Genomic DNA, 20,905 nt, shown 5'->3' on the forward strand with positions numbered 1-20,905 from the left:
CAGAAGGGGTGACGCGTCGGACGGGGCACTGTCAGAGCCCGGTGGGACACTCGCACTCGTGAGCGACCACCCCACCACCCCCTGGGCCCTCGCCGAAGACGCCGACGGCCAGTGGCACGCCACGCCCCTCCTGCCCCCGGACGCCCGGCGCACCGTCACGGCCGCAACCCCCGCGGAAGCCATCCGCTCCGCCCCCGCCGGCACCCGCTGGATCTGGCGGTCCACCGCCGCGGTCTACCCCCGCCTCCTCGCCGCCGGCACCCGCGTCGAGCGGTGCTACGACATCGAGGACGCCGAGCTGCTGCTCCTCGCCCACGAGGGCCGCTACGGGGAGCCCCGCTCGGCGGCGGCCGCCTGGGCCCGGCTCAACAACGCCCCCGTCCCCCCGGACCCCCCGCAGCGCGCCGCCGAGCCGGCCCGCGCGGCCGCGCAGGACTCCCTCTTCGACGTCGACCCGCAGACCGCCGCGCCCCTGCCCCTCGACGCCCTGCTCGCCGTCCACGCCGACCAGGCCCGCCGGACCGCCGCCACCGCCCACCCCGACCGGATGCGGCTGCTCACCGCCTCCGAGTCGGCCGCTTTCCTCATCGCCGCCGAGATGCACCACGCGGGCCTGCCCTGGCGGGCCGACGTGCACCGCGCCCTGCTGACCGAGCTGCTCGGCGAGCGCTACGCGGGCGGGGGCGAGCCCCGCCGGCTCGCCGAGCTCACCGACCGGATCTCCGCCGCCTTCGGCCGCCGCGTCCGCCCCGAGCTGCCCGCCGACGTCATCAAGGCCTTCGCCGAAGCCGGGATCAGGCTCACGTCGACCCGCCGCTGGGCGATCCAGGAGATCGACCACCCCGCCGTCGCTCCGCTCCTGGAGTACAAGAAGCTGTACCGGATCTACACCGCCCACGGCTGGTCCTGGCTCGCGGACTGGGTGCGCGACGGCCGGTTCCGCCCCGAGTTCGTCCCCGGCGGCACCCTCACCGGCCGCTGGGTCACCAACGGCGGCGGGGCCCTGCAGATCCCCAAGGTGATCCGCCGGGCGGTCGTCGCGGACCCCGGCTGGCGGCTGGTCGTCGCCGACGCCGACCAGATGGAACCGCGCGTCCTGGCCGCGATCTCCCGCGACCCGGCCTTCATGGAGGTGGCCGGCCGCCCCGAGGACCTCTACACGGCCGTCTCACGCCAGGGCTTCTCCGGCGACCGGGAGAAGGCCAAGATCGCCGTGCTCGGCGCCGTCTACGGGCAGACCTCCGGAGACGGCCTGAAGAACCTCGCCGCGCTGCGCCGCCGCTTCCCCCGCGCCGTCGCGTACGTGGACGACGCGGCCCGGGCGGGCGAGGAGGGCCGGCTCGTCCGGACCTGGCTGGGCCGCACCTGCCCGCCCCCGGCCGGTGCCGCCGACGCCGACGAGGCCGGCATCCCGCAGGAACCGGAGCGCGCGGACTCGGAGCGCGCGGGGTGGACGCCGAGTTACGCCTCGGCCGACACCCGCGCCCGCGGCCGGTTCACCCGTAACTTCGTGGTGCAGGGCAGCGCCGCCGACTGGGCGCTGCTGATGCTCGCGGCGCTGCGCCAGGCCACCGCCGGGATGCGGGCCGAGCTGGTGTTCTTCCAGCACGACGAGGTGATCGTGCACTGCCCCGCCGAGGAGGCGGAGGCCGTCGCCGGGGCGATCCGCGCGGCCGGCGACCGGGCGGGCCGGATCGCTTTCGGGGACACCCCGGTCCGCTTCCCGTTCACCACGGCGGTCGTGGAGTGCTACGCCGACGCCAAGTGATGCGTGCCGCCGTCAGCCGAGGTCGTGGAAGTACACGTGGAACTCCTCGCGCACGAAGCCCTCGGACTCGTACAGCCCCTGCGCGATGTGGTTGTCGTACGCGGTCTCCAGCTGCACCCCGGCCACTCCGGCCTCCCGCGCCCGGCGCAGCACCTCGCGCAGCAGCGCCCGGCCCGCCCCGGTACGGCGGCCGGCAGGGGCGACGTACAGGTCGTTGAGGATCCACGCCGTGCGCAGGCTGAGGGAGGAGAAGGCCTGGTAGACCTGTGCGAAGCCGACCGTGCCGGGGACGCCGGGCGCGTCCGCCAGCAGCACCAGCGACTCCCCCTTGGCGATGCGTTCCGCGAGGAACTCCCTGGGCGCGGCCGGGTCCGTGGCCGTCACCTCGTAGAAGTCGAGGTAGCCGCGGAAGAGTTCCGCGGCCGTGTCCAGGTCCGCCTCCCCCGCCACCCGGAGCACGACCCCGGAACCCTCGTCCGTGACCGCCCCGCCGATGCCGTCGCCGCCACGGGTCTCCACTGAACCGAACATGCGCGCCTCCTTGATCCACTCGTGGGTCCGGGGTCCATTGTCGTCGCCGGAATCACGGTGCCCGCGTAAACGACGAAAGCCAGGTCAGACGAAGTCTGACCTGGCTTTCAACCGAGCCGCCTTCGGGATTCGAACCCGAGACCTACGCATTACGAGTGCGTTGCTCTGGCCAACTGAGCTAAGGCGGCACCGCTGGGAAGACAAGGATTCCCCCGTACGGAGGCTCTCATCAGCAGCGTCGCCAAGTCTACAGGGTTAAATCCGATGCCCCGAACCAGGTCCGGGCCGGGGGGTCAGCAGCGTTTGCCCGGGGCCGGGGGGCTGCCCTCCAGGAGGTAGTGGTTGATCGCCGTGTCGATGCAGTCGCTGCCCCGGCCGTACGCCGTGTGGCCGTCGCCGTCGTAGGTGAGGAGGGTGCCCGAGTCGAGCTGGTCCGCCAGGGACTGGGCCCACTTGTACGGGGTCGCCGGGTCGCGGGTAGTGCCGACCACCACGATCGGGGCCGCGCCGCGGGCCGTCAGGGGCTTCGGCGTGCCCGTGGCCTTCACAGGCCAGTACGTGCAGTTCAGCGTGGCCCAGGCCAGCCCGTCGCCGAACACCGGCGAGGCCTTCTCGAAGGAGGGCAGCGCGGCGTCCACCGCCTCCGGGCCGCTGAAGGCCGCGGGCTGGTCCAGGCAGTTCACGGCGGCGTTCGCGGACATCAGGTTCGCGTACTTTCCGTCCGGCTCGCGCTCGTAGTAGCTGTCGGCGAGGGCCAGCAGGCCGGCGCCGTCGCCGTTCATCGCTTCCGTGAGGGCCTCGCGCAGGTGCGGCCAGGCGCTCTCGTCGTACAGGGCCGCGATCACGCCGGTCGTCGCGAGGGACTCGCCCAGCGGGCGCGCCGGGTCGCCGGAGGGGGCCGGCTGGGCGTCCACCTTGCGGAAGAAGTCCTTCAGGCGGCGCCCCTGCTCCTCCGGCCCGCCCTTGCCCAGCGGGCAGTCGGCCTGCTGCGCGCAGTCCTTCGTGAAGGAGCGGAAGGCCGTCTCGAAGCCCGCCGTCTGGTCGCGGCTGAGGTCGAGCGCCGGCCGCGAGGGGTCCATGGCGCCGTCCAGGACCAGCCGGCCCACCCGGTCCGGGAAGAGGTCCGCGTACGTGGCGCCGAGGAAGGTGCCGTAGGAGGCTCCGACGTAGTTCAGCTTCTCGTCGCCCAGGACGGCGCGCAGCATGTCCATGTCGCGGGCGGCGTCCGCGGTGGAGACGTGCGGCAGGACCCGCGCCGAACGCTGCTCGCAGCCCGCCGCGAACTCCTTGAACGCCGCCACCAGCCGGGCCCGTTCCGCCTGGTCGTCCGGGGTCTGGTCCACCTGGGTGAACCGGTCCATCGCCGGGCCGTTCAGGCACTCCACCGGGCTGCTGCGGGAGACCCCGCGCGGGTCGAAGGAGACCATGTCATAGCGGGCGCGCACCGGCGCCGGGTAGCCGATGCCCGCGTACGCCTGCAGGTAGCCGATGCCGGAGCCGCCGGGGCCGCCCGGGTTGACCAGCAGGGAGCCGAGCTTCTTGCCCGGGCCGGTGGCGGTGCGGCGGGCCACCGCGATGTCCACGTCCTGGCCGGACCCGGGCTTCGCGTAGTCCAGCGGCGCCTTCATCGTGGCGCACTGGAAGCCCTCGACACCGCAGTCGCGCCAGTTCAGCTTCTGCCCGTAGTACGGGCGCAGCCCGGCCGGGACCGGGGACGGCTCGGCCGATGCCGAGGCCACGTCCGGGCCCCCGGACGTGCAGCCGGAGAGCAGCAGCCCGGCCGCTGCGATCACGGTCCCGGTGGTACGCAGCAGTCGCCTGGTGTCCATGCGGTGAGCGTACGTCCTGCCGCGGCCCCTGTCCGTCGGCCACCGCCCGGGCGGCCGTCTGCCTACCGGGAGCGGGCCCGCCGCCCGGCTGACCGTGCGGTCTCCCGCGCGGACGGCCCGGGACCGCTCGTACGGGTGAACCGGTCAGCCGGCGCGCAGGGCCATCGTCATGGCCTCCACCGCCAGGAGCGGGGCCACGTTCCGGTCGAGGGCCTCTCGGCAGGCGATGATCGCCTCGATGCGCCGCAGCGTCCGCTCGGGGCCCGAGGCGCGGGCTATCCGGTCGAGGTCGGGGCGCATGTCCTCGTTGGCGATGGCCAGGGAGGAGCCGAGCTGGAGGGCCAGGACGTCCCGGTAGAAGCCCGTCAGGTCGGTGAGGGCGAGGTCGAGGCTGTCGCGCTGGGTGCGGGTGCGGCGGCGCTTCTGGCGGTCCTCCAGCTCCTTCATCACCCCGGCCGTACCGCGCGGCAGCCGGCCGCCGGCGCCCGTCCCGGCGCCGAGCGCGGCCCTCAGCTCCTCGGTCTCCTTGGTGTCGACCTCCTCGGCGACCTGCTTGGCGTCCTCGGCGGCGGCGTCGACGAGCTCCTGCGCGGCCTTGAGGCAGCCGCCCACGTCGTCCACCCGCAGGGGGAGCTTCAGCACGGCGGCGCGGCGGGAGCGGGCGTCCGCGTCGGTGGCGAGCCGGCGGGCCCGGTCGATGTGCCCCTGGGTGGCGCGGGCGGCGGCCGCGGCGGCGGCCGGCTCGACGCCGTCACGCCGCACCAGCACCTCGGCCACCGCCGCCACCGACGGGGTGGTCAGGGTGAGGTGCCGGCAGCGGGAGCGGATGGTGGGCAGGACGTCCTCCAGCGAGGGCGCGCACAGCAGCCACACGGTGCGCGGGGCGGGCTCCTCCACGGCCTTCAGCAGGACGTTGCCGGCGCCCTCGGTGAGCCGGTCGGCGTCCTCCATGACGATGACCTGCCAGCGGCCCACGGCCGGCGAGAGCTGGGCCCGGCGGACCAGGTCGCGGGTCTCCTTCACACCGATCGACAGCAGGTCGGTGCGGACGATCTCCACGTCGGCGTGCGTCCCGGCCATGGTGGTGTGGCAGCCGTCGCAGAACCCGCAGCCCGGTTCGCCGCCGAGGGCGCGGTCCGGGCTGACGCACTGCAGGGCCGCCGCGAAGGCGCGGGCGGCGGTGGCCCGGCCGGAGCCCGGCGGGCCGGTGAACAGCCAGGCGTGGGTCATCTTGGAGCCGGGCGGCAGCGGCCGGCCCTCGGTGGCGGCCGTCACCAGGGCGTCGGCGTCACGGGCGGCGGCGGCCAGCTGCGCGTGCACCCGCTCCTGTCCCACCAGGTCGTCCCACACGGGCATCCCGCCCACCGCCTTTCACCGTCCGTAGATGCCGTGCACCTGCCTGCTCACATTGTGGCGCGCGCCACCGACAATCCCGTCCCGGGCGCGGGGCACGCGCCCCGCCGGGTCAGCGGCGGCGGCGCCGGCCGCCCCGCTCGCCCTCGTCGCCGCGGTCGTCCGCGTCGTCCGGGCGCGGGCCCAGCAGCTCGTCCGCCAGGGTCGGCAGGTCGTCCATCGGGGTCGCCTCGGCCCAGTCGGACGGGGCCCTGCGCGGCCGGCCGTCGTCCCCGAAGACCGGGAGCTCGCGGGTCACGTCGTTCCCCGAGTCCCGGAATATCCCCGGCGGCACCCGGTCGGCCGGGGGTTCCTGGGTGTGCGGGGCGGTCGGGCGCTCCGCCGGCCGGGTCCGCCCGCCCGGTGCGGCGGGGGCCGGACCGTCGGGCCGTACGGCGGGCAGGACCGCCGTCTCGTCCGCCGCGGACGGGTCGATCTTGGGTACCGGAACCGTCTGCGTCACGTCGTCCGGCCGGACCACGCGGCGCACCATCGGCGTCTCGACGGTGACGGCCTCGTCGGCCGGAACCGGGTCGACGGGGTCCTTGCTCATCACGACCTTGGGCGCGGACGCCGCAGGGGCCTCCGGGGCCTTCGGAGCCGCGGCGGCGGCTGCCGCGGCGGCGGCCGAGGCCTCCGCCAGCCGGCGCGCCTCCTCCGCCCGCAGCAGGGCCTCCTCGGCCCGCCGCTGCTTCTCCCGCCGGCGCTCCTCCGCCTCGGCCTTCAGCCGGGCCTCCTCCGCCTCCTGGAGCCGGATCCGCTCCAGCTCGGCGGCGCGGGCCCGTTCCTCTGCCTCCGCGCGCAGCCGCTCGGCCTCGGCCCGGGCCCGGGCCTCCTCCTCGGCCCTGCGCCGCTCCTCCTCGGCCTTCAGCCGGGCCTCCTCCGCCTTGCGGGCGGCCTCCTCCTCGGCCAGCCGGCGCGCCTCGGCGGCCTCCTGCTCGGCCCTGATCCGGGCCTCCTCGGCCTCGCGGGCCAGGCGGGCCTCCTCCTCAGCCTTCAGCCGGGCTTCCTCCGCCTTGCGGGCGGCCTCTTCCTCGGCCTTGCGCCGGGCCTCCTCCTCGGCGAGCCGGCGGGCCTCCAGCTGCGCGGCCACCTCGGCCTCCGACAGCGGGAGCATCCGGTCCAGGCGGTGGCGTACGACGGTGGTCACCGAGCCGGGGTCCTGGCCGGCGTCGACCACCAGGTAGCGGCCGGGGTCGGCGGCGGCGAGCGTCAGGAAGCCGGAGCGCACCCGCTGGTGGAACTCGGTCGGCTCGGACTCCAGCCGGTCGGGCGCCTCCGTGAAGCGCTCCCGCGCGGTCTCCGGGGAGACGTCGAGCAGCACGGTCAGGTTCGGGACCAGTCCGTCCGTGGCCCAGCGCGAGATCCGGGCGATCTCGGTCGGGGAGAGGTCGCGTCCGGCGCCCTGGTAGGCCACCGAGGAGTCGATGTAGCGGTCGGAGATGACCACGGCGCCCCGCTCCAGGGCGGGCCGGACCACCGTGTCGACGTGCTCCGCGCGGTCGGCGGCGTACAGCAGCGCCTCGGCGCGGTTCGACAGTCCGGCGGAGGAGACGTCCAGCAGGATCGAGCGGAGCCGCTTTCCGACCGGGGTGGCGCCCGGCTCCCGGGTCACGACGACCTCGTGGCCCTTGCTCCGTATCCAGTCGGCCAGCGCCTCGGCCTGGGTGGACTTGCCGGCGCCGTCGCCGCCCTCCAGGGCGATGAAGAAGCCGGTCGCGGACGGGGCCTGTACGGGTTCCCCGCCGCGCAGCGCCTCGCGCAGGTCGCGGCGCAGCGGTACGCCGCCGCGGTCGTCGGCCTTGGTGAGCACGATGACGGCGGCGGGCAGCAGCAGCGCGCCGACCAGCATCAGGGTGTAGGCGGCGCCGCCGTGGGCGAGGACGACCTGGCCGCCGCCCAGCCGGTGCGGTCCGATCGCGGCGGCCAGCAGCGGGGCGGCCACCGCCCCGACGGCCACGGCCACCCGGACCACGGCCTGCAGGTGCTCGGTGACGCGGGCCCGGCGGAACTCCTCGGTCTCCTGGTCGAGCAGGGTGTGGCCGGTGTTGGCGGCGACCCCCGCCGCGGTGCCCGCGAGCAGCGCGAGGAAGAGCACGGTGGCGGTGTCCCGGACCAGCCCGGTCAGCAGCAGCGCCAGCCCGGCGACCGCCATGGCCAGGGCCAGCAGCCGGCGCCGCGACAGTGCGGGCAGCACCTTGCCGGCCTGGGCGGCGCGGATCCCGGCGGCGGTGCCGCCGACGAGGGCGAGCACCATCAGGGCGTACGAGGACGGTCCGCCGCCCAGGTCGAAGGCGTGCAGCACGGCGACGGAGGCGGCGCAGGCCACGGCTCCGGCGACGGCGGCGCAGGCCAGCACCAGCAGCGGGATCGCGCCCGTACGGCCCTTCTCGGGCCGGTCGCCGGCCCGGGGGGCCCGCAGCCCCTCCAGCGGGGACCGCGGCCGCGGGGTCTTCACGGCGGGCAGCGTCAGCGGGAGCAGCAGCGAGACGGACGCGGCGAACAGGCCGGCGGCGACGTACGAGCCCAGCGCCGACTGGTTCGCGGCGAACCAGTCCACGCCCAGGCCCAGCAGCCGCCCGACCAGGGTCGCGGCGAGCAGGGCGGCGGCCGCGGCGGGCATCGCCGCGAAGGCCGTGCGCAGGCTGAGGCGGCGCAGGGAGTCGAGGTGGTCCGGGAGCGGGCGTACGGTCGCCCCCTCCGGCGGCGGGGCGGGCAGCAGCGCGGGCGCGGCGCTCTCCTTGGCCAGGGTCCACACCCGGTCGGCGGCGCCGGAGACGAAGACGGTGGCCAGCAGCGCGATCGTGGCGTGCGCGGGGATCCAGTCGAGCCACAGCGGGGCGACGACGAACAGCACGATCCGCAGCGCGTCGGCGCCGACCATCGTCCAGCGGCGGTCGAGCTTCCCCGCGGGGGCGGTGAGCTGGGCCAGCGGGCCGAGCAGGACCGCGCCGAACAGGGCGGTGGCGAGGACGCGCACCCCGAAGACGGCGGCGACGGCGAAGGCGGCGCCCCAGTATCCGGTGCCGAAGAGGCCGCCGGTGGTGGTCGTGACGGTCGCCTGGAGGGTCAGCAGGACGAGGACCAGCAGGGCGAGGGCGTCACCGATGCCGCTCACCAGCTGGGCGCTCCACAGACGGCGCAGCCCGGGGGTGCGCAGCAGGGCGCGCACCGCTCGCTCGCGGGAGTCCGCGGCTAGGGCTTCGTCGTAGAGGGGGTTCTCGGAGGCGGTCACGACCGTTGGCTGCTCGGCTCGCGTCATCCGCCCAGCCTATCCGCTGCGCTGAGCCGCTGGCGTGGCCTGTGGACGGGGCCCGGTGTGACCCCGCACCCACCTTCCGGGACGCCGCTGCGCGGGCGGGGCGGGGACAGGCCCCGCCCCGGGCGACTACTCGTCCGCCGGAGCGGCCGCCGCCTTCTTCGCCGCCGCCGTCGTCTTCTTCGCGGCGGTCGTCTTCTTGGCCGCCGTCGTCTTCTTGGCGGCGGTCGTCTTCTTCGCCGCCGTGGCCTTCTTGGCCGGGGCCTTCTTCGCCGTCTTCTTCGCCGGCGCCTTCGCCCGCTTCTCCGCCAGCAGCTCGTAGCCCCGCTCCGGCGTGATCGTCTCGACGTCGTCGTCCCGCCGCAGCGTCGCGTTCGTCTCGCCGTCCGTCACGTACGGCCCGAAGCGGCCGTCCTTGACGACCACCGGCTTCTCGCTGACCGGGTCCGTGCCCAGCTCCTTCAGCGGCGGCTTGGCCGCCGCCCGGCCGCGCTGCTTGGGCTGCGCGTAGATGGCGAGGGCCTCGTCCAGGGTGATCGAGAACAGCTGGTCCTCGGTCTCCAGGGACCGCGAGTCCGTGCCCTTCTTCAGGTACGGCCCGTAGCGGCCGTTCTGGGCCGTGATCTCCACACCCTCCGCGTCCACGCCGACCACGCGCGGCAGCGACATCAGCCTGAGGGCGTCGTCGAGGGTGACCGTGTCCAGGGACATGGACTTGAAGAGCGAGGCCGTCCGCGGCTTGACCGCGTTCTTGCCCGTCTTCGGCGTGCCCTCGGGCAGGATCTCCGTCACGTACGGCCCGTAGCGACCGTCCTTCGCGACGATTTCGTTCCCGCTCACCGGGTCCTTGCCCAGCTCGAACTCGCCGCTCGGCTTCGCGAACAGCTCCTCCGCGTACTGGACGGTCAGCTCGTCGGGCGCCAGGTCGTCCGGCACGTCGGCCCGCTGGTGGCCCTCCGCGTCCTTCTCACCGCGCTCGACGTACGGCCCGTAGCGGCCGACGCGCAGCACGATGCCCTCGCCGACCGGGAAGGAGGAGATCTCCCGGGCGTCGATCGCACCGAGGTCCGTGACCAGCTCCTTCAGGCCGCCCAGGTGGTCGCCGCCGGCCGGCACGACCTCCGAGGCCTCCTCGGAGCCGAAGTAGAACCGCTTCAGCCACGGCACGGACTGGGCCTCGCCCCGCGCGATGCGGTCGAGGTCGTCCTCCATCTTGGCGGTGAAGTCGTAGTCGACGAGCCGGCCGAAGTGGGTCTCCAGCAGGTTCACGACGGCGAAGGACAGGAAGGACGGGACGAGCGCCGTGCCCTTCTTGAAGACGTAGCCGCGGTCGAGGATCGTGCCGATGATCGACGCGTACGTCGACGGGCGGCCGATCTCCCGCTCCTCCAGCTCCTTGACCAGCGAGGCCTCGGTGTAGCGGGCCGGGGGCTTGGTCGCGTGGCCGTCGGCGGTGATCTCCTCGGCGGTCAGCGCGTCGCCCTCGGCTACCTGCGGCAGCCGGCGCTCGCGGTCGTCGAGCTCGGCGTTCGGGTCGTCCGCGCCCTCCACGTAGGCCTTCATGAAGCCGTGGAAGGTGATGGTCTTGCCGGAGGCGCTGAACTCGGCGTCACGCCCGTCGGCCGCCCGGCCGCCGATCTTCACGGTGACCGAGTTGCCGGTCGCGTCCTTCATCTGGGAGGCGACGGTCCGCTTCCAGATCAGCTCGTACAGGCGGAACTGGTCGCCGGTCAGACCCGTCTCGGCGGGGGTGCGGAAACGATCACCCGAAGGCCTGATCGCCTCGTGCGCCTCCTGCGCGTTCTTGACCTTGCCCGCGTAGACGCGCGGCTTCTCCGGCAGGTAGTCGGCCCCGTAGAGCTGCGTGACCTGGGCGCGCGCCGCCGTCACCGCGGTGTCGGAGAGCGTGGTGGAGTCCGTACGCATGTAGGTGATGAAGCCGTTCTCGTACAGCTTCTGCGCCACCTGCATCGTCGCCTTCGCGCCGAAGCCCAGCTTGCGCGAGGCCTCCTGCTGGAGGGTCGTCGTGCGGAACGGGGCGTACGGGGAGCGGCGGTACGGCTTGGACTCGACCGAGCGGACGGCGAAGTCGGCGCCCTGCAGCGCGGCGGCGAGCGCCCGCGCGCCGGCCTCGTCGAGGTGCAGCACCTCACCCTTGAGCTGCCCGTTCGGGCCGAAGTCGCGGCCCTGCGCCACGCGCTTGCCGTCCACCGTGTTCAGGCGGGCGACCAGGGACGACGGGTCGGAAGCGTCACCGGCGCGGCCGGTGCCGAAGGTGCCGGTCAGGTCCCAGTACTCGGCGGAGCGGAAGGCGATGCGCTCGCGCTCGCGCTCGACGACGAGACGGGTGGCGACGGACTGGACGCGGCCGGCCGACAGCCGCGGCATGACCTTCTTCCACAGGACCGGCGAGACCTCGTAGCCGTAGAGGCGGTCGAGGATGCGGCGGGTCTCCTGGGCGTCGACCATGCGCTGGTTCAGCTCGCGCGGGTTGGCGACGGCGTCCCGGATGGCGTCCTTGGTGATCTCGTGGAAGACCATCCGGTGGACGGGGACCTTGGGCTTGAGGACTTCCTGCAGGTGCCACGCGATGGCTTCGCCCTCGCGGTCCTCATCGGTGGCGAGGAAGAGTTCGTCGGACTCGGCCAGCAGGTCCTTGAGCTTCCTGACCTGCGCCTTCTTGTCCGCGTTGACCACATAGATCGGCGCGAAGTCGTGCTCGACGTCCACGCCGAGGCGGCGGACCTCGCCGGTGTACTTGTCGGGGACCTCGGCGGCGCCGTTCGGGAGGTCGCGAATGTGCCCGACGCTCGCCTCGACGACGTATCCCGGGCCGAGGTAGCCCTTGATCGTCTTCGCCTTGGCAGGGGACTCGACGATGACGAGTCGGCGGCCGCCCTTTGCGGTCTCGCTAGTCGGGGACAACTTGGCTCTTCTCTCCGGTCGGCACTCGGTCGCAGTACGGCGACGCTGCGGAGTGTGACGGTACAACCCGCCCCCGTGTCAAACGGCACAAGCCCGCAACGGCCACTCGAACGGTAACCCGACAAGTGCCATTTCTGCCGCCCGGATGCCGCGCCGGACCCCTCCCGGTCACCGGGCCGAGTGGCCTGGGGGCCGTCTGGCCCCGCCCCCGCACCCGCCGCGACGTCGGATTTCACACTCGCCGGAGATCATCGCCGGTCCTCGCCTCAGAACCGCTGGAGGCACCAGACTCCCAGCGCCAGCGACCCCGCGCCGGCGATCAGCGCCACCGGTACGGCCACCGCGGGGCGCACTCCCTCGGCCACCGGCGCGCGACGGCCGGCCCGCGCCCCCGTCCAGACCAGCAGGGCCGCCCCGAACAGCAGGAACACGCCCGCCGAGAACACCGCCGGACCGCGTTCCATGCCGTTCCCCCTCCACCCGGGCCGCTCGGGGGATCCCCCCGAATCCCCCGCCTTCCGGGAGCCTGTCAGCCGTGGGGATACGGTGGGCGAACTCCGGGTTACATCACGGGTTCGCCCGCCGGCGCCGCCGGGGTCCTTCCCGGCAGCGGCTACCGGGAAGGACCCTCCACGGGCTCCAGGAAGCCCTGCTCGACCAGCATCCGGATCGCCTCCGGGGTGCGGTCCCGCAGGAGGACCGGGTCCTCCTCGACCAGCTGGGCGATGGCGTCGAGGATCCGGCCCGCGCTGAGTGAGCCGTCACACACCCCTGCGAAGCCCGCGCCGACCGTGTCCACCTTGGTGGCCCGGCGCATCCCGCGGTGCTGCCGGAGCACCACGTGCTCGGGGTCCTCCGCGCCGGGCGCGCCGACCTGCTCCTGGACGACCTCCTCGGTCAGCTGGAAGTACCCGGCCAGCAGCGCGGCGTCGTCGTGCTCGCGCAGGTAGTCCTGGCGGGCGAAGTGCGCGAGGACAGTCTCGCCGAGCGGCTGTTCCACCGTGTGCGGCCACTCCTCGACCACGATCGAGGGCTCGGCCGCGTCGGTGCGGCGCAGCGTGATCCAGCCGAAGCCGACGGCCTTGGTCTTGCGGGACTCGAACTCGTCGAGCCAGTCCTCGTAGCGCGCCGCGTACTCGGCCGGGTCGGTGCGGTGGTCGCCGGCGTCGCGCAGCCACAGCTCCGCGTACTGCGTCACGTCCTGCACGTCGCGCTGCACGATCCAGGCGTCGCAGCCGCGCGGCACCCAGGAGCGGACCCGGTCGTGCCAGTCCTCGCCCTCGACGTGCTGCCAGTTGCCGAGGAACTGGGCGAACCCGCCCGGGTTGAGGTGGTCCCCCGCCTGCTGGACCAGGGTCCGGCACAGGTCGTCGCCGCCCATCCCGCCGTCGCGGTACGTGAGCCGGGCGCCGGGGGAGATGACGAACGGCGGGTTCGACACGATCAGGTCGTACGTGGCGTCGCCGACGGGCTCGAACAGGGACCCGGTGAGCAGCTCGGCCTCCGGTGCCCCGGACAGCGCGAGCGTCAACCGGGTGAATTCCAGGGCGCGCGGGTTGACGTCGGTGGCGGTGACGCGGGTGGCGTGCTGGGCGGCGTGCAGCGCCTGGATGCCGGATCCGGTGCCGAGGTCGAGGGCCGAGCCGACGGGCGCGCGGACGGTGATCCCGGCCAGGGTGGTGGAGGCGCCGCCGACGCCGAGGACGACGCCCTCCTCGCGGCTGCCGATGCCGCCGGCCCCGCCCACGGCGCAGCCGAGGTCGGAGACGATGAACCAGTCCTCGCCGTCGGGCCCCCCGTACGGGCGCACGTCGACGGTGGCGTGCACCTCGTCGCCCTCCCGCCGCAGCCAGCCGTCGGCGAGGGCGGCCTCGACGGGCAGCGCCCCGGCCGCGTGCACGTGGGGCACGGGGCACTGCAGGAGGAACAGCCGGACCAGGGTCGCGAGCGGGCCGTCGCCGTGGCTGCGGGCGGCGCGCAGGGCGGGGACGGTCTCGCTGCGGGCCAGCGCGGCGTAGGCGGGGGCGCCGAGCAGGTCGAGCAGCCCGTCGGCGGTGAAGCCCGCCGCGAGGAAGGCTTCGCGGAGCTCGGCGGCACGGTCGGGCTTGGGGAGGCTGGTGGTACTCACCCGTCCATTGTGGCCGCTCGGGCCGGCGATCCGTACGACCGGCGGGGCGCGGGACGCGGCGGGGCGGCCGGGTCCGTTCGGACTCCCGGCCGCCCCGGACGGCGTACGCCGCGTGCCTCGGGGGAGGCGGGCGCGGTCAGCCCTTGCCGGGCGCCGAGACCTGGCAGCCCTTCTGGGTGTAGATCACCTTGAGGCCGGTCGAGTTGAGCTTCTCCTTGCTCGCGGTCTCGTTGGCCGCGACCTCCGTGAGGCCGCCGGCGACCTGCTGGAGGCCGTCCGCGAACTTGCCCTGGTCCTTGGGGTCGAGCGCGTCGATCTTCGCCTTGAGGTCGGTGTAGCCCTTGGAGATCTCGCCGTAGCTCTTCACCACCGAGTCCTGGGCGCCCTTGCCGTCCTTGACCGGGGCCTCGCCGGCGGCCGTCAGGGAGCCCGCCATGTTCTTGTAGGAGTCGGAGAGCGTCTGGAAGGCGGCCGAGTCGGTCTTCTGGACCTCCTCCGGCTTGCTGCTCTGCGAGGCGACCCGCTTCAGCTCGTCATTGGTGTCCTTGATCTTGGTGAGCTCGGGCTCCCACTTGTCGCAGACCTTCTTGGCCCAGGCGTCAGCCTTCTTGTCGCCGTCGTCGTCACCGCCGCAGCCGGACAGCGCGAGCATCAGTACCGCACCGCAGGACACCGCGGCCGCAAGCTTCTTGTTCACCGGATTGGTCCCTTCGAAGGCTCTCGGCCGGAAGATACACGCCCGCCATCCGAGCACACAGAACGGCGGACGGACGGCGCGTCAGTACGCGCCGCCCGTCCGCCGTTCGGGCGCATCCTCCAGCCGGTCGGCCCAAGGGCTTCCAGGCCGCCCTCAGGGGCTGCGCAGGGTCAGGAGACCACCGCCGGATCCGCCGGCTGGGCGACGCGCTCCGCGCCCGGGCTGCCGCCCTCCTCGTCGCCGACGGAGATGCCGCGGCGCTTGGAGACGTACACGGCGCCGACGATGACCAGGAGCGCGAGCACGGCCACGACGGCCCGTACGGCGGCGCTGGCGTCCTCGCCGTAGCTGAACTGCACGACGGCCGGGGCGATCAGGAGGGCCACCAGGTTCATGACCTTCAGGAGCGGGTTGATGGCCGGGCCGGCGGTGTCCTTGAACGGGTCGCCGACGGTGTCGCCGATGACGACCGCGGCGTGGGCCTCGCTGCCCTTGCCGCCGTGGTGGCCGTCCTCGACGAGCTTCTTCGCGTTGTCCCACGCGCCGCCGGAGTTGGCGAGGAAGACCGCCATCAGGGTGCCGCAGCCGATGGCGCCCGCGAGGAAGGAACCGAGCGCTCCGACGCCGAGGGTGAAGCCGACCGCGATGGGGGTGAGCACGGCGAGCAGGCCGGGCGTGGCCAGTTCGCGCAGGGCGTCCTTGGTGCAGATGTCCACGACGCGGCCGTACTCGGGCTTCTCCGTGTAGTCCATGATCCCGGGGTGCTCGCGGAACTGGCGGCGCACCTCGTAGACGACGGCACCCGCGGAGCGGGAGACGGCGTTGATGGCCAGGCCCGAGAACAGGAACACGACGGCCGCGCCCAGGATCAGGCCGACCAGGTTGTTGGGCTGGGCGATGGACAGGCTGAGGTTCATCTCCGCGGCCTTGGCGCCGACCTCCTTCACCGCGTTGGTGATGGCGTCGTTGTACGAGCCGAAGAGCGCGGCCGCGGCCAGGACGGCGGTGGCGATGGCGATGCCCTTGGTGATGGCCTTGGTGGTGTTGCCGACGGCGTCGAGGTCGGTGAGGACCTGGGCGCCGGCGCCCTCGACGTCGCCGGACATCTCCGCGATGCCCTGGGCGTTGTCGGAGACCGGGCCGAAGGTGTCCATCGCGACGATGACGCCGACGGTGGTGAGCAGGCCGGTGCCGGCCAGGGCCACCGCGAAGAGCGCGAGCATGATGGACGTGCCGCCGAGCAGGAAGGCCCCGTAGACAGCGAGGCCGATGAGCAGCGCCGTGTAGACGGCGGACTCCAGGCCGACGGAGATGCCGGCGAGGATCACGGTGGCGGGACCGGTCAGCGAGGTCTTGCCGATGTCCCGGACGGGACGGCGGTTGGTCTCGGTGAAGTAGCCGGTCAGCTGCTGGATCAGGGCCGCGAGCACGATGCCGATGGCGACGGCGACCACGGCCAGGATGCGCGGGTCCCCGGTGTGGCCCAGGATCGCGGCGTCCTCGACCCCGACGAGCTCCTTGTAGGTCGCCGGGAGGTATGAGTAGACGGCGATCGCGACGAGCACCAGGGAGATCACGGCGGAGATGAAGAAGCCGCGGTTGATCGCGGTCATCCCGCTGCGGTCGGCGCGGCGCGGGGCCACGGCGAAGATGCCGATCATGGCGGTGATGACGCCGATGGCGGGCACGATCAGCGGGAAGGCGAGGCCGAGGTCGCCGAAGGCGGCCTTGCCGAGGATCAGGGCGGCCACGAGGGTGACGGCGTAGGACTCGAAGAGGTCGGCCGCCATCCCCGCGCAGTCGCCGACGTTGTCGCCCACATTGTCGGCGATGGTCGCGGCATTGCGCGGATCGTCCTCCGGAATGCCCTGCTCGACCTTGCCGACCAGGTCGGCGCCCACGTCGGCGGCCTTGGTGAAGATGCCGCCGCCCACGCGCATGAACATCGCGATGAGCGCGGCGCCGAGGCCGAAGCCCTCCAGGACCTTGGGGGCGTCGGCGGCGTAGACGAGCACGACGCAGGAGGCGCCGAGCAGGCCGAGGCCGACGGTGAACATGCCGACCACACCGCCCGTGCGGAAGGCGATCTTCATGGCCTTGTGGGCCACGTCGGTCAGGTCCTTGGCGGGTTCGCCCTCGGCGGGGGTGGCCTCGCGGGCGGCCGCGGCGACGCGGACGTTGGCGCGGACCGCGAGGCGCATGCCGATGTAGCCGGTGGTGGCCGAGAAGAGGGCGCCGACCAGGAAGAAGGCGGAGCGCCCGGAGCGCTGCGTCCAGTCGTCGGCGGGGAGCAGGAAGAGCAGGAAGAAGACCACGACGGCGAAGATGCCGAGGGTGCGCAACTGGCGGCCCAGATAGGCGTTGGCGCCTTCCTGCACGGCCGCGGCGATCTTCTTCATGCTGCTGGTGCCCTCGTCGGCCGCGAGGACCTGGCGGACCAGGATCTGCGCGACGACGAGGGCGGCCAGTGCGATGCCCGCGATGACGAACACGATGAGCCGGTTGTCATCGGTGAGCACTGCGGCCGCCAGATCACCGGAGTGATCCGCGGCAATGGGGGTGAAGAGCCCCGTCATTCGTCCTCCTTGACGTGATGAGCTCAAGATGTGGACGGATTGTAGGGAGCTCTCCCTGATCAAAACAGTGGGCGGGAAACGGAATTGGCGCTCTCTTGCTCCTCAGCAATAGATCGCGTCACTCCTTTACCCCCGAAAGAGGTAATGGGGCAAAAGCATTGACGGCCGATCAGCGATCTAGAAGATTTCCGGGGAAATGGAAAAGGCCCTGCTCAGCAGGGCCTTGATAAAGATCAGAAGATAGGATGGCCGCGGCCTTACGGAAGATCGGAGACCCGGGAGACGGGCCAGCGCATCCGGATCGTTCCGCCCGATTCCCCACTGGTGACGGACACGTCGTCGACGAGCCCGCTGATCACCGCGAGGCCCATCTCGTCCTCGCCGTCGGCGTCCGGGTCCAGGGCCGCGTCCATGCCGGGGACCGGCTCGGAGGAGCCGCCGGCCGGCCCGGGCACCTCGTCGCCGACCTCGATGGAGAACAGTTTCTCCTCCTCGGTCAGCACCACCCGGACGGGCGCGGTCAGCCCGTTGCTGCGGTGCAGTCCGACGGCACGGGAACAGGCCTCGCCCACGGCGAGGCGGACCTCGTCGAGGACGGCTTCCTCCACACCCGCCCGTCGCGCCACGGCTGCCGCGACCAGGCGGGCCGTGCGGACGTGTTCGGGCTGGGCGCTGAAGCGCAGTTCAACGGTGGCCATGTGCGTCCCCCTCGGACTACAGGCGTGCCTTGACAGGGGCCCGGACCACCCGTGGTCCGGTACCCCCGCTCCTCGTCGGCTCCCGCGCCGCCGGGGCGGCGCCGGCCGGGAGCCGTCAGTCGGTGGCGCTGACGGCGTCGTCCACTGAGGTGTGGATCGGGAACACCTTCGTCAGGCCGGTGATCCGGAAGATCTTGAGGATGCGCTCCTGGTTGCAGACCAGACGCAGCGAGCCCTCGTGCGCGCGGACGCGCTTGAGGCCTCCCACGAGCACACCGAGGCCGGTGGAGTCGAGGAAGTCCACTCGCTCCATGTCGACAACCAGGTGGTAGCTGCCGTCGTTCACCAACTCCACCAACTGCTCGCGCAGCTTGGGCGCGGTATACACATCAATCTCGCCACCGACCTCTACGACCGTGCGGTCGCCGACAGTGCGAGTCGACAGGGACAGGTCCACGGATCCTCCAGCACCTTGCTATCGAGCGGCGCCCCCCAGGGGCCTCCCACCCGAAGGTAGGGGAGGGATCGGCTGCCGCGATGGCATTCAATCACTTACCGGCAGGCGCGCACGACGCCTTGAGACCATTGTCCCGCACGCCGGTGACACACTCGGTTCCAATGGCCAACACTCACCGCCCCGGTCCGGCCACGGCACCGGCGGACCCACGACCCTCCCCCGGCACCGTTCTGGACCGCCTGTCACGGGGGCCTTCCCGAGCTGCGCGCATCACCCATACGGAGCACTTGCCCCCTCGGGAGGGCCGTCATGCGGTCTGGCCGCACCGTGTCCGAACAGATGTGGTGGCAGCGATCCGCGCCGCGGGCATCGAACACCCGTGGGAACACCAGGCCGCGGCCGCCGAGCACGCCCTGGACGGCGAGTCGGTGGTCGTCGCCACCGGAACCGCCTCCGGCAAGTCCCTCGCCTACCTGGCCCCCGTGCTGTCCGCCCTCGCCGACGGCGCGGAGGCACCGAACGGCCGGGGTGCGACCGCCCTCTATCTGGCCCCGACCAAGGCTCTGGCCGCCGACCAGCGGCGCGCCGTGCGGGAACTGGCCGCTCCCCTGGGGAACGCCGTGCGCCCGGCCGTGTACGACGGGGACACGCCCGTCGAGGAACGCGAGAGGGTGCGCCAGTACGCCAACTACGTGCTCACCAACCCCGACATGCTGCACCAGGGCATCCTGCCCTCCCATCCCCGCTGGTCCTCCTTCCTGAAGGCCCTGCGTTACGTGGTCGTCGACGAGTGCCACACCTACCGCGGGGTATTCGGCTCCCACGTCGCCCAGGTACTGCGGCGACTGCGCCGGCTGTGCGCCCGCTACGGCTCCGAGCCGGTGTTCCTGCTGGCCTCCGCCACCGCGAGCGACCCGGCGGCCGCCGCCTCCCGGCTGACCGGGGTGCCCGTGACCGGGATCACCGACGACGCCTCGCCGCGCGGCGAGGTGGTCTTCGCCCTGTGGGAGCCCCCGCTGACCGAGCTCAAGGGCGAGAAGGGCGCCCCGGTACGCCGCACCGCGACCGCGGAGACCGCCGAGCTGCTGACCGACCTGGTCGTCCAGGGCGTCCGCACGGTGGCCTTCGTACGCTCCCGGCGCGGGGCCGAGCTGATCTCCGTGATCGCCCGGGAACGGCTGGCCGAGGTGGACCCGTCCCTGGCCCGGCGGGTCGCGGCCTACCGGGGCGGCTACCTGCCCGAGGAGCGACGCGCCCTGGAGCGGGCCCTGCACTCCGGGGAGCTGCTGGGGCTGGCCGCCACCACCGCCCTGGAGCTCGGCGTCGACGTGTCCGGGCTGGACGCCGTACTGATCACCGGATATCCCGGAACCCGGGCCTCGCTGTGGCAGCAGGCCGGGCGCGCCGGCCGGGCGGGGCAGGGCGCCCTGGCCGTGCTGATCGCCCGGGACGACCCGCTCGACACCTACCTGGTCCACCACCCCGAGGCCCTCTTCCGGCAGCCGGTGGAGGCCACCGTGCTGGATCCCGACAACCCGTACGTCCTGGCCCCGCACCTGTGCGCGGCCGCCTCCGAGCTGCCCCTGACCGAGGCCGACCTGGACCTCTTCGGCCCGGCGGCGCCCGGGCTGCTGCCCCAGCTGGAGGCGGCGAAACTGCTGCGGCGGCGGACCGCGGCCTGGCACTGGACCCGCCGCGAGCGGGCCTCGGACCTGGCCGACATCCGCGGCGGCGGGGGCCGTCCGGTGCAGATCGTCGAGGCCGCCACCGGCCGGCTGCTGGGCACCGTCGACGAGTCCGCCTCCCACACCGCCGTCCACGACGGCGCCGTCCACCTCCACCAGGGCCGCACCTACCTGGTGCGGCGGCTGGACCTGGAGGAGTCCGTGGCCCTGGTCGAGGAGGCGGACCCGCCCTTCTCCACCACGGCCCGCGACATCACCTCGATCTCCGTCCTGGAGACCGAGACCGAGATCCCCTGGGGCGCGGCCCGGCTCTGCTACGGCTCCGTCGAGGTCACCAACCAGGTGGTTTCCTACCTGCGCCGCAAGCTGATCACCGGCGAGGTGCTCGGCGAGGCGAAGCTGGACCTGCCACCGCGCACCCTGCGCACCCGGGCCGTGTGGTGGACGGTCACCGAGGACCAGCTCGACGAGGCCCGGATCAACCCGGAGATCCTCGGCGGCGCCCTGCACGCCGCCGAGCACGCCTCCATCGGCCTGCTCCCGCTGTTCGCCACCTGCGACCGCTGGGACATCGGCGGCGTCTCCGTCCCGCTGCACCCGGACACCCTGCTGCCCACGGTGTTCGTCTACGACGGCCACCCGGGCGGTGCCGGCTTCGCCGAGCGGGCCTTCCACACGGCCCGGGACTGGCTGACGGCCACCCGGGACGCCATCGCCGCCTGCGAGTGCGAGGCGGGCTGCCCCTCCTGCATCCAGTCCCCCAAGTGCGGCAACGGCAACGACCCCCTCCACAAGCGCGGCGCGATCCGCCTCCTCACCCGCCTCCTCGCCCCCGCCCCCTGACCACCGGGCCCGGCCCGCACGGGCCCCGGGCACGGGGGCCGGGGCCGGATTCGGGTCCGGACCGAGCACGGAGAGCAGGCGACGTGGCAGATCGGCCTCGCGCAACGCGGGCAATGC

13 protein-coding genes and 1 tRNA gene are annotated in these 20,905 nt (G+C 73.5%); 2 read left to right on the forward strand and 12 right to left on the reverse strand.

From position 1 onward, the window contains the following. The first annotated feature begins 130 nt into the window (after window positions 1-130). On the forward strand, window positions 131-1,768 hold the full coding sequence (locus tag AB0F18_RS15970; protein ID WP_362060250.1) for a bifunctional 3'-5' exonuclease/DNA polymerase: 1,638 nt from the start codon (window positions 131-133) through the stop codon (window positions 1,766-1,768). Between the two features lie 12 nt (window positions 1,769-1,780). Here AB0F18_RS15970 and AB0F18_RS15975 read toward each other — a convergent pair whose 3' ends face one another. The 12 genes from AB0F18_RS15975 to bldG form a co-directional block, all read right to left on the reverse strand. Continuing rightward, window positions 1,781-2,299 carry a GNAT family N-acetyltransferase gene (locus AB0F18_RS15975; RefSeq protein WP_362060213.1) on the reverse strand — a complete coding sequence of 173 codons (519 nt, stop codon included), beginning with the start codon at window positions 2,297-2,299 and terminating at the stop codon, window positions 1,781-1,783. 114 nt (window positions 2,300-2,413) lie between these two features. After that, a tRNA-Thr gene (locus AB0F18_RS15980) sits at window positions 2,414-2,487 on the reverse strand. A 105-nt stretch (window positions 2,488-2,592) separates the two neighbouring features. After that, window positions 2,593-4,128: an alpha/beta hydrolase gene (locus tag AB0F18_RS15985; protein ID WP_362060216.1), complete on the reverse strand. Its 1,536-nt coding sequence runs from the start codon at window positions 4,126-4,128 to the stop codon at window positions 2,593-2,595. Window positions 4,129-4,272: 144 nt separating this feature from the next. Continuing rightward, the gene (locus AB0F18_RS15990) at window positions 4,273-5,484 is read right to left on the reverse strand and encodes a DNA polymerase III subunit delta' (protein ID WP_362060219.1); all 1,212 of its coding nucleotides are present in this window, start codon (window positions 5,482-5,484) and stop codon (window positions 4,273-4,275) included. A gap of 109 nt (window positions 5,485-5,593) precedes the next feature. After that, window positions 5,594-8,782, reverse strand: coding sequence for a dTMP kinase (tmk, locus tag AB0F18_RS15995; protein ID WP_362060222.1), 3,189 nt, complete (start codon window positions 8,780-8,782; stop codon window positions 5,594-5,596). Between the two features lie 126 nt (window positions 8,783-8,908). Next, window positions 8,909-11,704, reverse strand: a complete 2,796-nt coding sequence (gene topA / locus AB0F18_RS16000) for a type I DNA topoisomerase (RefSeq protein WP_362060225.1) — start codon at window positions 11,702-11,704, stop codon at window positions 8,909-8,911. Window positions 11,705-11,970: 266 nt separating this feature from the next. Next, window positions 11,971-12,168, reverse strand: coding sequence for a hypothetical protein (locus tag AB0F18_RS16005; protein ID WP_362060228.1), 198 nt, complete (start codon window positions 12,166-12,168; stop codon window positions 11,971-11,973). 149 nt (window positions 12,169-12,317) lie between these two features. After that, window positions 12,318-13,832: a class I SAM-dependent methyltransferase gene (locus AB0F18_RS16010; RefSeq protein WP_362060231.1), complete on the reverse strand. Its 1,515-nt coding sequence runs from the start codon at window positions 13,830-13,832 to the stop codon at window positions 12,318-12,320. A 136-nt stretch (window positions 13,833-13,968) separates the two neighbouring features. Then, on the reverse strand, window positions 13,969-14,529 hold the full coding sequence (locus AB0F18_RS16015; RefSeq protein WP_362060234.1) for a small secreted protein: 561 nt from the start codon (window positions 14,527-14,529) through the stop codon (window positions 13,969-13,971). 170 nt (window positions 14,530-14,699) lie between these two features. Further along, window positions 14,700-17,105, reverse strand: a complete 2,406-nt coding sequence (locus tag AB0F18_RS16020; RefSeq protein ID WP_362060237.1) for a sodium-translocating pyrophosphatase — start codon at window positions 17,103-17,105, stop codon at window positions 14,700-14,702. A gap of 257 nt (window positions 17,106-17,362) precedes the next feature. Beyond that, entirely contained in the window at window positions 17,363-17,803 is a 441-nt protein-coding gene (locus tag AB0F18_RS16025; RefSeq protein WP_362060240.1) for an ATP-binding protein, read from the reverse strand. A gap of 115 nt (window positions 17,804-17,918) precedes the next feature. After that, a complete protein-coding gene (gene bldG / locus AB0F18_RS16030; protein WP_049716377.1) occupies window positions 17,919-18,260 on the reverse strand; it encodes an anti-sigma factor antagonist BldG in 342 nt (113 codons plus the stop codon). Window positions 18,261-18,340: 80 nt separating this feature from the next. On the opposite strand from bldG, the gene AB0F18_RS16035 reads away from it, so the two are divergent. Then, entirely contained in the window at window positions 18,341-20,788 is a 2,448-nt protein-coding gene (locus AB0F18_RS16035) for a DEAD/DEAH box helicase (RefSeq protein ID WP_362060243.1), read from the forward strand. Window positions 20,789-20,905 lie beyond the last annotated feature (117 nt).

This window comes from Streptomyces sp. NPDC029216 (assembly GCF_040648015.1).
GTDB lineage: Bacteria > Actinomycetota > Actinomycetes > Streptomycetales > Streptomycetaceae > Streptomyces.